General features: G+C 41.7%; 11 protein-coding genes and 1 pseudogene. 3 read left to right on the forward strand and 9 right to left on the reverse strand.

The genetic code is table 11. The features are described 5' to 3' along the window. Positions 1–100: 100 nt before the first annotated feature. Complete coding sequence (locus tag H6G26_RS26555; protein ID WP_190732807.1) at positions 101–739, reverse strand: histidine phosphatase family protein; 639 nt, start codon at positions 737–739, stop codon at positions 101–103. 182 nt (positions 740–921) lie between these two features. Here H6G26_RS26555 and H6G26_RS26560 point away from each other — a divergent pair. Further along, positions 922–1,281 (forward strand): annotated as a pseudogene (locus tag H6G26_RS26560) (PAS domain-containing protein); the annotation flags it as partial. Between the two features lie 112 nt (positions 1,282–1,393). Here H6G26_RS26560 and H6G26_RS26565 read toward each other — a convergent pair. The 4 genes from H6G26_RS26565 to H6G26_RS26580 all read right to left on the reverse strand — a co-directional run bounded on the left by H6G26_RS26565 (position 1,394) and on the right by H6G26_RS26580 (position 5,157). Further along, positions 1,394–2,710 (reverse strand): serine hydrolase, encoded by a 1,317-nt coding sequence (locus H6G26_RS26565; protein ID WP_190732811.1) that lies wholly within the window; start codon positions 2,708–2,710, stop codon positions 1,394–1,396. Between the two features lie 475 nt (positions 2,711–3,185). Continuing rightward, on the reverse strand, positions 3,186–3,470 hold the full coding sequence (locus tag H6G26_RS26570; protein ID WP_190732813.1) for a hypothetical protein: 285 nt from the start codon (positions 3,468–3,470) through the stop codon (positions 3,186–3,188). Positions 3,471–3,503: 33 nt separating this feature from the next. Then, positions 3,504–3,743 (reverse strand): hypothetical protein, encoded by a 240-nt coding sequence (locus H6G26_RS26575; protein ID WP_190732815.1) that lies wholly within the window; start codon positions 3,741–3,743, stop codon positions 3,504–3,506. Positions 3,744–3,978: 235 nt separating this feature from the next. Beyond that, entirely contained in the window at positions 3,979–5,157 is a 1,179-nt protein-coding gene (locus tag H6G26_RS26580; protein WP_190732817.1) for a GNAT family N-acetyltransferase, read from the reverse strand. Between the two features lie 1,130 nt (positions 5,158–6,287). On the opposite strand from H6G26_RS26580, the gene ptsP reads away from it, so the two are divergent. Next, positions 6,288–8,822, forward strand: coding sequence for a phosphoenolpyruvate--protein phosphotransferase (gene ptsP, locus H6G26_RS26585; RefSeq protein ID WP_190732820.1), 2,535 nt, complete (start codon positions 6,288–6,290; stop codon positions 8,820–8,822). A 5-nt stretch (positions 8,823–8,827) separates the two neighbouring features. On the opposite strand, the gene H6G26_RS26590 is transcribed toward ptsP, so the two are convergent. Beyond that, positions 8,828–9,178 carry a helix-turn-helix domain-containing protein gene (locus H6G26_RS26590; RefSeq protein WP_190732822.1) on the reverse strand — a complete coding sequence of 117 codons (351 nt, stop codon included), beginning with the start codon at positions 9,176–9,178 and terminating at the stop codon, positions 8,828–8,830. A 91-nt stretch (positions 9,179–9,269) separates the two neighbouring features. Between H6G26_RS26590 and H6G26_RS26595 the strand changes: the two genes are divergently transcribed. Further along, on the forward strand, positions 9,270–9,749 hold the full coding sequence (locus H6G26_RS26595) for a cupin domain-containing protein (RefSeq protein WP_242053876.1): 480 nt from the start codon (positions 9,270–9,272) through the stop codon (positions 9,747–9,749). On the opposite strand, the gene H6G26_RS26600 is transcribed toward H6G26_RS26595, so the two are convergent. The 3 genes from H6G26_RS26600 to H6G26_RS26610 all read right to left on the reverse strand — a co-directional run bounded on the left by H6G26_RS26600 (position 9,746) and on the right by H6G26_RS26610 (position 11,320). Then, entirely contained in the window at positions 9,746–9,910 is a 165-nt protein-coding gene (locus H6G26_RS26600) for a hypothetical protein (RefSeq protein ID WP_190732824.1), read from the reverse strand. The genes H6G26_RS26595 and H6G26_RS26600 overlap by 4 nt on opposite strands. 14 nt (positions 9,911–9,924) lie before the next feature. Next, complete coding sequence (locus H6G26_RS26605) at positions 9,925–10,314, reverse strand: hypothetical protein (RefSeq protein WP_190732835.1); 390 nt, start codon at positions 10,312–10,314, stop codon at positions 9,925–9,927. A gap of 709 nt (positions 10,315–11,023) precedes the next feature. Next, entirely contained in the window at positions 11,024–11,320 is a 297-nt protein-coding gene (locus tag H6G26_RS26610) for a hypothetical protein (protein WP_190732826.1), read from the reverse strand. Positions 11,321–11,428 lie beyond the last annotated feature (108 nt).

The following is an 11,428-nucleotide window of genomic DNA, read 5'->3' on the forward strand; positions in this document are numbered from 1 at the left end:
CTGGCGTTAGCGCAGCGCTAGCGTTCGCGCAGTGTCTCGTAGAGAGGCACGAGCGTCACCCGTAAGGGTCAAGAATCATTCGGTGTTCTAGTAGGGACTATTATGTTCCTGGACGAGAGCGAATATGATCGGGTATATGATGGCGATCGCCTAATATTTCTAACAAAGGGCCATGAACGTCAAATTTAACCATACTTACCGACGCGACCAAAATATTCACCCGATAGCGATAGCGTCCTAAATCAATCCCCAGTAAACTGCAAAGCATAATCCGAATCGTGGCTTTATGGGAAACTACTAAAACATTACCTTGGGGATGTTTTTCTTGAATTTCAGCAATTACAGGCATAGAACGGTTAGCAATATCTACCGCAGTTTCTCCACCTAATGGTGCATTCCAAGCGGGTTCTGTCAACCAATTTACATAGTTTTCTGCATAATTCTGTTGGGCAAACGATTTACTCTTCCCTTCCCATTCGCCGTAACTACCTTCTCTAAGCCCGTCACGCAACTGCATATCCATACCGATAGCCTCACAAAATGGCTTGGCAGTTGCAATTGTGCGCTTCATCGGGCTAACATAAACAGCCTCCCACTTCAATTTTTGATAAACATCGGCAAAACCGGATGCCATCTGCATCCCTTCAGAAGTTAACTCCGCATCAGTTTCACCGCAGAAATTACCACTTTGACTAAAAGTAGTTTCTCCATGTCGCAGTAAATATAAATTGAGTGTCATAGCTTGTATCGCGATTGGGATAAAAAAGTTTGTGCAAAAACAAAATACCATCAATCTCGCAATTGAGTATGTGACACCAGGACAAAGTCATCAACTAAAACAGTCAATCAACCACAAACTTTTGAAATTAAAGACAAAAGTAGCGGTTTCAGCTAGTACCGCAAGGCGGAAGTCAAAAATTTGCTCCTTTCATGCATCCCGATGATTTACCAATCTGTGTAAATTATTTTCAAAGAGTTTTAGCAACAGGTCAAAAGCAAAATGCAATTGAATATCGGATAAAACATAAAAATGGTAGTTGGCAATGGCATACAAGCAACTCATCAGCCATAAAAGATGCTAATGGAAATTTTTTGTATTTCGTTGGTATTTGCCATGACACTAGCGATCGCAAACACGCACAAGAGGAACTAGCGCAGCGATCGCAATTAGCGAATTTTCGTGCCGATGTAGACGCTGCGCGTTGGCGGAAGCCTGCGGCAAGCCGCTTTGCGTCTACGTTAAAAAAATTGACTTTGACAAAGAGTTTTATCCTTAACTGAACCGTATTGATCTATATGTATCAGGATTTTTATCAATTGGTATGATACAGATAGATATATAGGGGCGTACAGCTAGCTGTACGCCCCTATATTTACGGTAGTTACGAGCAATTTAACGAGTGCGTAGCCCGTCGGAGGCATCGCCAAGTATTGGTTCTATTTTACTAACTGTGGTTTGGTTGAGGTAATTGTAGACTCTGCGAGAAACTTCACGGACAAAATCTCCAGCTCTGCGATCATGGTTTGGTCTTTGCACCAAAACACCTGCTAAATAGCTTTTTCCGTTGGGCATTTGAATAATACCCGCATCACCAATAATAAATCTCAATGTACCAGTTTTGTGGGCGATGGTAGCTCCTTTTCCAATACCAGCTGGTAGCAAAGTATTGGTTTTGACACGGCGCATGATGCCTAAAACTCGATTGCGGCTGTTTGTGGATAGCAAACGTTTATTAGAAACTAACGCTGCCAATCTGACCAAATCTTTGGAACTGGTTGTATTTTTGCCAGGAATGTCTGGAAGTAAATTCTTAATTGCCGTATTTTGCAATCCCCAGCCACGAAAACGTTGATTAACTCTTGCTGCACCACCCAAGCGATCAAGAACCATATTTGTTGCGGTATTATCGCTAATGGTCATCATCAAGGTAGCAGTTTGGAGGACGCTAAATTTAGTGCCGATGGGTTTATATTTCATCGTTCCCGCTTCACCAACCCTTAAATCGCGCCGCATCACTAATTTATCTGTTAGTTTAATTCTACCAGCGTCTATTTCTTGGAAAAGAGCCACTAACAAGGGAAATTTAATTGTACTGGCAGCAGCAAATCTTTTTTCGCCATTAATATCTATATAGTTACCTGTAGCTAAATCTAAGAAAAATATTCCCGGGTTCAATGATTTATAAGTTGCTAACAATGCGCGAATTTGAGAACTTATACCCGGCATTTCTTGACCAAGATTGACAACTCCCGCAAATGTTGAAGCATCTGTGGAATTGATAGCAATATTTTCTCGATCATCCCCAGAACTCTTATTATTTTGGCGGTCAAATGAGTTAAATTTTACAATCCAATGGGAACGAGAATCTCCCTTGATGGATATATTACGGGAAGCGATATGATAACCTGGAGCTAATTCTACGACAAAACGAGTTGTTTTACTGTCCGGTTTTCCGATGCGAATTTCTTTAATCGCATTACCAAAAGATTTTTTGACAGTATCTGAGTTAAAACTAGTTCCAGGTAAGTCAATTATCAATCGATTAGGATTCTCTAATAAAAAGGCTTTTGGTTGGATTCCAGAAATTGTAGTTAGGTGTAATTGGTTTTGCTTAGAGTCAAAGTACCAAGACTGTAATCGTGAGGCTTTAGCTTGGCCTGCAACTAGAAGCAAACTGCTTAAAGCGATCGCAAGTAAATGTGATTTCATGTTGTGATTGTGGGTGTGCAAGGATGGAGCGATTAATCAGCTTTACTTAGATTGTTTTCTGATAATTATACTAAACTTCCGGAAAAAAATTCATAAATGCCGTTGAGTTATTTTTTGAAATGATATTTGGGATTAGATAAGCACGAGAAATCATCATTACTTATCAAAAGTAAATCGCTGACAGTTTTATTTGTAATGTGAGTTGACAACAACAGAAATTGGTAATCTAGCGGAAGGACGAGCGAAGGATTAATTATGTTTCCAATTTATGTTTTATAGAGAGAGAAAGTAAAACCCATTCACTAAAACCCTAATACTTTCTGGGAGAAGCGATATTACTGTGATGGGTTTCCTCCCACAGATACGTAGCGAGCATTAAATACTGTACGCTACATTCATGGCAACCCCAAGGCTGCACAAATGCGGCAGAGTTTTTTTTACGATTTCAGCAATTACGGTAGTTACCATGGGTTGACTAATGATGGCTTAACTCTCTGGCATCCTGCTTTTTTACAATTAGGTAAAACATTAGATGAATGTGCCAAAAAGTATCGCGGGTTTTGCCAAAGGTATAAACCGAAACTAAAAACAGCCAGCAAGTCCTACTGGGGTAGTAAGCTGCTGGCTGGTCAGAAGGTTCACAAGGGCAAGCGCAAATGCTCACCTGGTCAACTAACATTGCCAATTTGTAATATTGGGTAGTGCCAGGTATCGGAAAGCCCCGAACTAGGAGAAGTGGTACAGAAATTTGTTCTAGCAAATCGAGGTTGTAGGTTTGATGTGCGGGTGTGAGCTATTTATGGGTGAACAACCCAACACACGTCCCGCCCCCCAAAAGCGGTCGGTGGTAAAATGAATTGTAAATTTCACACAGTAATTTGTCTCGTACGGTGACAGGAATCGTCTTCGTCGTCGTGACGCCACCCCCTACTACGTTAATAGCTTCTCCGTCTGATAGTTCCTCCATTTCGACTGGAGCTTGCAGGTTTTTTTCTTTGTCAGTTGTTAGAGCTTTGATTATTTTGCTGATCATATAAATCCTTGTACTCATCAAGAATTCATGGACTGCTTTCAGTATGTATCAACTAAAACTGGATTATAAAGAGTTGATACGAAATTACAGGTTATTTAACAAAGCGAATTAAATGGGAACGGGGTAAATACAGATGAGTTGTGAGCTATTTGTTAAAACTGACCCTCGACCTAAGGGGAAAGAAGAACAGACTTGAACTTTAGTTCAACATAGGGAAAGGTTCGTCAAACTCACATTAAAAGAAATCAGCCATCCAAGGTGATGCACCTGTAAATATTTGCGTAGCTGCTGAAATAGCTGTTTCTGTCCCATGCAGTTTTCCGGCTATTTGCAAATGGTAAGGTGTGAACAAACTTGTATATATTGGTGCTAGTTCTCGGACATTTAGCTGCAACTCACCTTTTCCACCTTTTGTAACTTCACCGCGTCCATTGGCGACAGAAAGGATGAATTTACCATTGTTTGCATCTAGCAAATTATCTTGAATCTCTAAGTGCAGTTCAGCTTGAATTTCCGATGGATAACCACGCATCTCCAGCGCCTTGACTACATCTACTATCCGCAGCATCCAACGCATTGTATTTTTAAGCTTGGCAGTTTGCTCAGGTAGCAGCAATGTCAAGGAATCGCTCACAGAACTCCTCCATCGCACTTTGTCAATTTGGGAGCGATGACTGGCAAGAAAAGACCAGAATGATTGTGCAGCCGCAGCTGTGAGAATTACCCAATCTTTTATTCGCAGAATTGCGCCATCCTCTGCTGGATGTTGGCTGAAGAGGATGTAGCCTTGAGGTTTTTCTTTGCTACCAATAAAATATGCGTAAAATGTTTCCTTCTCATCTGGTTGGATTAAGCGCTCCCAAATTGCGGGATGTCGGTCTAAATATCCATGCGTTTGTCTCGCCTGCTGCTGATATAGTTCATGAAAGACTTGATGATTGATATCCACTATTCGTTGCAAAGGTAGGGGTTGCTCCCGCATTTGGATACTTTTGGTAGCAACTTCCCAATTACACCAGCTACCCGCTTGCTCATACCCGACTTTTCGATACAAGCTTTGAACTGCTGGGTAAAGAGCAGAGAGCGGTATACCTTTTGCATAGAGTTCTTTGAGAGTGTGCTGCATAAGAGCGATCGCAGCTCCCGAACCACGATATTCTGGAGCAATGCCAACTGCGGCAATTCCTGTCATTGGTACACGCACACCACCCCACCACTGGCCCATATCTAGAGTTGCCAATCCACCTGCTAATTGCTCTAATCCCCGAATAATGCGAAAATTTTCGATGCCAATCTGGTTGATGTAAGCTTCCTCGGCGCTAAGTGGGCTGAGAAAACACTGCTCAAGGATATACATCAGCTGCTGAATATCCTGCGGATGGCTGAGAGTGCTGTATTCAAATTGAGCTGTCATCTCTTATACCATTAGTAATACAAAACCACAATTATGCCACAGCAAGGGTTGTCTCTATAGACCTCTTGCAAAATTATTTTATGAACCTATCGCCACTAATAATATTTTGTTAATCCAGATGTGGATAGTAGAAACTAGACAAACCTCTTTCAAGCTACCGCTAGTTATAGCTTCTGAGTATAAATGTAAATTTTTATTTTTTTCTACGAATGTATAATAAAAGATGAAAATATTAAATTGAGTTTTTAATTAATAAATTGAATATTTTCAAATATCCAACTTATTATTCACCACGCTCAAAAATCTTGAGTTTTCATATTACATTCTTTTACGATTTTTATAAATTCAGTAATAACCATAAAAATTGGGAGTTTATAAAAGATGTAGCTGTTGTTGCAAACGCTTTAACGTTTGCAGCTAATGTTGTTTCATTTATAAGAAACGCTTTAGTATTTGCAGCAATTATTGTAATGAACTTATAAATCTGTTTACTAGCTCAAGTAAAAAAGTTTTCTAAGTACAGCTTTGCGTAAATTCGTGGCAATTTGAGGGTGAAAATTTAAACGCAGAGGGCTGCGTTCCGACACCTACCTCATTATTTGGGATTCCGTAAGAAAAGCAAAAATCAGGTTGCACCAAAAATCTTGATCACTCAGCCAGTTGGTAAAGTACTTCCAAAGAAGGATAATCCTTATTTAATATTGTGGCGGGATAATCTTAACGGCGATGTCTCGATTAAGTTGTACGATGGAAACAAACTTATCCAAAACATTTCTTCTCGTACCGCTAACGATGGAGTTTATTCGGATTTATAGCTGGAAAGACCGGAATATTTTCGGGCAGTTGCAATTGTATTGAAGGAGGCAGGAGGCAGAAAGCAGAAGGTAGGAATAACCTACGCGCAACTGTGTGGAATTGAAGCAAGGATGCCTTGTACGTATCGGCACTTTCGCCAGATACAATTTTTCTTTTTAAACTGCGGCTCTAGATCCAAAACTAAAGTTTTCATTCATAATTCTTTCCTCCTGCCTCCTGCCTTCTGCCTCGTCTTAATTTAGCGGTGCGGAATGGGAAAATGAAATGGATAAGTAGCTAAACGCAAACCTCTCAACAAGTTAGGCGGTGCGGCAGTGATCGGAATTGTCATCGTTTCTCACAGTAAACAACTAGCTCTGGGTGTGCGGGAACTCGCCGCGCAAATGGTTCAGGGCCAAGTTCCCATTGCTGTTGCAGCAGGTATTGAAGATCCGGATAACCCATTGGGTACTGATCCCATTCAGGTTTATGAAGCGATCGCTTCTGTTTTCTCTGATAATGGTGTCTTGGTGTTAATGGATTTGGGTAGTGCTTTGCTAAGTGCAGAAATGGCAATAGAGTTTTTGCCAGAAGCACAGCAGCAAAAAGTACATTTGTGTGAAGCACCTTTAGTAGAAGGTACGATGGCTGCTGTGGTGGCTGCTGCGGCGGGTAGAGATATTCACCAAGTCATTGCGGAAGCACGCGGCGCACTCCTAGCAAAAGCAACTCAATTGGGTGTAGTTAGTAGGCCATTGTCACTTGTCACTCATAACACTCAAGCAAAAACCAATATAGAATCACCAACGCGAGAAATCCGCCTAATTGTGAGCAATCACTTAGGATTACACGCCCGCCCCGCAGCGCAGTTTGTCGCAACCGCAGCCCGGTTTCAATCGCAAATTCTAGTGCAGAATTTAACGAGAAATACTGAACTAGTTAGAGGTGACAGTATTAACCAAGTCACAACTTTAGGGGTGCGTCAAGGACACGAATTGGCGATCGCTGCCACTGGTTCCGATGCAGATGAAGCACTGGCGGCATTACAGGCATTATTCGCAAATAATTTTGGTGAAAATAATTTTGGTGAAAATAATCTTGCCTTAAATTCTCCACCAGCACTTAATCATCAAGTTACCCCAGCAACTCACGGCGAACTTTCGGGAATTGCAGCTTCTGCCGGAATCGCGATCGCACCTGTTGTTCATTATCAACCTACCCACATTGCAATTACGGAATACCACGTAAATGATCCTGATGCAGAGTGGCAACGATTACAGGCAGCAATTAACATTGCCCGACAAGAAATTCAAGCAGTTTTCTCCCAAGCATCTCTGCAAATTGGTGACGCTGAAGCGGCTATCTTCGATGCCCAATTACTATTTTTAGAAGATCCAGTACTGTTGGAAGCGGCTAAAGAGCGCATTTTTGAACACCATATAAATGCTGAAGCAGCTTGGCAAGCCGTAGTCGATGAAGTAGCGACTTCTTACCGCACACTTGAGGATTCTTACCTGCAAGAACGAGTTGACGATGTTGTAGATGTCGGGCAAAGAGTGCTGCGATTACTAGGTGGAAATGTCCCTGCTAGCCTACATCTTGAGGAACCTGCAATTTTGGTGACGACTGATTTAACTCCCTCGGATACCGCGAGATTAGATCCAAAAAAGGTGTTGGGTATCTGTACAACTTCTGGTAGTGCCACTTCTCACAGTGCAATTATCGCCCGGACGTTGGGTATTCCCGCAGTTTTGGGAGTGGATGCCCAGGTGTTGCATTTGGCAGATAGTACACTTATGGCACTTGATGGTGAAACTGGCAGAGCTTGGGTAGAACCAGAATCACATATCCTGGATTTATTGGCAGCAAAGCAGTCAGCTTGGCAAGCTGCCCAACAAGAAGCACGATCTACAGCACACCAGCCAGCAATTACTCGTGATGGTCGGCAAGTTAGCGTCTTCGCCAATATTGGTAGTATAAATGATGTGCAAGTTGCGGTGGCTAGCGGTGCAGAAGGTGTGGGATTACTCCGCACTGAGTTTCTCTATCTGGATAGGACAAGCGCCCCCACTGAAGAAGAACAACTAGAAGTGTATCAGGCGATCGCCCAAGTTTTAGATAATCGTCCGCTAATTATTCGTACCTTAGATGTGGGTGGTGATAAGCCACTTCCTTATCTGAGAGTAGGGTTTCCCGAAGCTAACCCTTTCTTAGGTTGGCGGGGAATTCGTTTCTGTTTAGATCATCTGGATTTATTCAAAACTCAGTTACGGGCAATTTTGAGAGCTAGTGTCGGACACCAAATTAAGATCATGTTGCCGATGATTGCCAGTGTAACTGAGGTACGTGCAGCTAAGGTAATTTTGGGTGAAGTGCAGGCTGAATTAAATCAAGCTGGTATTTCCTTTGATGCAGGAATGAAAGTAGGAATTATGGTAGAGGTTCCGGCAGCAGTTGCGATCGCAGATCAGTTAGCTGCTGAAGTAGACTTCTTTAGTATAGGTACTAACGATCTGAGTCAGTACGTCATGGCTAGCGATCGCACTAATCCCCGCGTGGTAAACTTAGTTGATGCGCTACATCCAGCCGTATTGCGAATGGTGCAGCAAACTATCCAAGCTGCCCATACTGCCGGGATTTCGGTAGGATTATGTGGAGAATTAGCAGCAGATATTTTAGCAACACCAATTTTATTAGGTTTAGGGCTGGATGAGTTGAGCGTGAATCCTCAAAGTATACCTGGAGTGAAACAGGCGATCGCTCGCTTAAGTATAGTTGAGAGTGAAGCGATCGTGGCATCAGCATTACAACAAGATTCAGCAGTTCATGTCAGAGAACTAATGTCAACTTTACTTATTCCCCCCGCGTGAAGTACCTACATAGACTGCTCATCATCTGGAATCTTTGTGTCAGAAATATGCTTTAGTCCCCAAGTAGTCATCACTTCTAGTACACAGCGAAGACTTTCTCCTCGTTTCGTTAATTGATAGTTCATTCGACGAGGATGGTTGCTGTATGGCTGTTTCTCCACCAACCCCATCTCTTCAAGAGACTTAAGGCGATTTGCCAAAATATTACTTGAAATTCCTTCAGGGGATTCTAAAAACTCTTCAAAACGTTGTTTTCCAAAAAACATCATGTCTCGAATAACCAGAAGTGTCCAGCGATCGCCGATTAAATCAAGTGAACAAGCGATTGGACAAGGTGAACGGCGAGATTGGGTCATTAGCAAAACTAGATTTGCAGGTTACTTGCATTTTACAAGTTATATCCGTTATATTAACTTGCAGTTTGCAACTTAAAAATTGAATGAGGTCATGATGGCTCAAGTCGCACCGACTGCTAGAACTGGGCAAAACTTTGCTGTGGCTGATTTGGGACTATTTTCTGAATTGCGACAGTTTCTTTTTGAGACTCCAGAAGCCCCTATGAAGCTAGAGGGAAAGGTATTTTTAAAGCAGATTCTTGATCTCTCAAGCGCCGAAATTTCGTTTAACAACCTTCCCCCTAAGACATCCGTGCCTTTTTATCACAAGCATCGTTTAAATGAGGAAATTTATATCTTTGTCCAGGGGAAAGGAGAGTTTCAGGTCGATGGTTGTATGTTTGCTGTAGGTGAAGGAACCGTTGTGCGAGTAGACCCTGACGGAGAACGCTGTATGCGAAATACTTCAGATACTGAGGATTTGTGCTGGATTGTGATTCAGTCACGAGTAGGTTCTTACCCAGACCATACCATTCAAGATGGCTTTGGCGTTCAGAAGCGAGTTACTTGGGTTAGCAAGCAGCAGATTTAATGTGAAGCGATCGCGGCATAACAATCAATACCCTTTTGAATTTCCTGTTGCAAGCTTTTTAGTTTCAGTTGGTTTAGCTCCTTTTTAAGCTGTTGCAATCGATTAAGCATCTGTTGGAAATTACAGGCATCTTGAACCACCACTACCGCTTCCCCTTTCATTTAACTGATAACTGTTAAAATCTGATTCCCAGTTGCCCGTTAAAGCCACGAATAGAATTGTAACCAGCACCAACAAAAACGTTATCAGTAGCACCTACCTGAACGCCACCTGAAACTGCAACACCTTTATCTTCTGAATAAAGTCCAACTCCTACATAGGGTGAAATTACAGGCAAACTGAAAAATTTCAAAACATCTACTCCCGTAGCACCATCAGGGCCAACTCCTAACTCAACCCCAAGATTCAAAGCTCTAGCGCCTACAGCATAGGTTATGTCACCATCTTTTCCACCAACTGAAACCCAAGGTTGCGGTATAAGTTGAGCCGATGCTTGACTTGGGGTAAATACGGCTAACAAACCTATAGATGTAATTAATGTTTTAGCAATAATCGCTATTTTCACGTTGTTGTCCTCTACTAACTGGCGCATTTTAATTGTTTTCTCATAACTACCCTTGGTTCAGCACTACTGTTATTAACGTGAGTTCGATAAACCTAACCTCTCCCTGCCTTGAACTTTCGTTCAAGCCTGTCCCTCTCCGAGTCGGAGAGGGATGGTTTTGCCTAGTAAAACCAGGGAGAGGTATTTTTTACAGCTAATTAAATGGACATAATATGACTTGTCGAACTCACGTGTTATTAGGGTTTGTCTATGATGGCTACTTTTGACGGATTTAACTTCATTTGAGTGCCCGATGATTCTAAGTATTTTTTTAGTAACATTAAATACAGCAGTATACAGCCGCAATTTTTAATCATCAGGTATATTTGCTGATTACTTTATCAAAAATACCTATTGCTTTCTCAAAATACCTGATTACTTTCTCAAAATACTTAAATGCTTTCACAAAAGGTGATTTGATTTACTCAAAAGGTCGTTTGACTTACTCATTTTGGTGTTTTCCGCAAGCAAAAGCAGCTTTTACTTACTCAAACCCCAGTTTGCTTTCTCATTTTGGTGTTTTCCGCAAGCAAAAGAAGCTTTTACTTACTCAAACCCCAGTTTGCTTTCTCATTTGGGTGTTTTCCGCAAGCAAAAGAAGCTTTTACTTACTCAAACCCCAGTTTGCTTTCTCATTTTGGTGTTTTCCGCAAACAAAAGCTATGCATTCCTACTCAAAAGTGGATACATCTCTCAGCAAACTAGGAATTTCTCCTTGAGATATAGGAAACTCCAGCAAGGTTTCTCTAAGACCCAAATATCCAGATTCAGCAAACGACAAAAGCATTCGTGAAAGCGCAAGCCAAACCTCCGATTCGTATTCCCAATCACGATAACGCGAAGCTTTGCCAGCAATTGAACGTAGTGCCCAGAAATAAGAGTTTCGTACCACCGAACCACCTTTCTTAAACTCTGGCAAATCTTCGTGGTGGATAAAAAGTATTTGATTTTCAATTCTGGCTTTCATGTAAATTTTGGATTTTAAATTAAAAATAAATTTTAAGTAGGGTGCATTACGGCTTTAGGGACTTCCAAATAAAAAAATATACCATCGCTATAGAGGCAGGGGGCAGGG

The organism is Nostoc sp. FACHB-888, from assembly GCF_014696655.1.
In the GTDB taxonomy this organism is placed as follows: domain Bacteria; phylum Cyanobacteriota; class Cyanobacteriia; order Cyanobacteriales; family Nostocaceae; genus Nostoc.

Bases quoted from the DNA above. Each gene is read 5' to 3' on its own strand.
- H6G26_RS26555 (WP_190732807.1), bottom strand. From the start codon at position 739: ATGACACTCAATTTATATTTACTGCGACATGGAGAAACTACTTTTAGT.
- H6G26_RS26565 (WP_190732811.1), bottom strand. From the start codon at position 2,710: ATGAAATCACATTTACTTGCGATCGCTTTAAGCAGTTTGCTTCTAGTT.
- H6G26_RS26575 (WP_190732815.1), bottom strand. From the start codon at position 3,743: ATGATCAGCAAAATAATCAAAGCTCTAACAACTGACAAAGAAAAAAAC.
- H6G26_RS26580 (WP_190732817.1), bottom strand. From the start codon at position 5,157: ATGACAGCTCAATTTGAATACAGCACTCTCAGCCATCCGCAGGATATT.
- H6G26_RS26590 (WP_190732822.1), bottom strand. From the start codon at position 9,178: ATGACCCAATCTCGCCGTTCACCTTGTCCAATCGCTTGTTCACTTGAT.
- H6G26_RS26595 (WP_242053876.1), top strand. From the start codon at position 9,270: ATGATGGCTCAAGTCGCACCGACTGCTAGAACTGGGCAAAACTTTGCT.
- H6G26_RS26600 (WP_190732824.1), bottom strand. From the start codon at position 9,910: ATGAAAGGGGAAGCGGTAGTGGTGGTTCAAGATGCCTGTAATTTCCAA.
- H6G26_RS26610 (WP_190732826.1), bottom strand. From the start codon at position 11,320: ATGAAAGCCAGAATTGAAAATCAAATACTTTTTATCCACCACGAAGAT.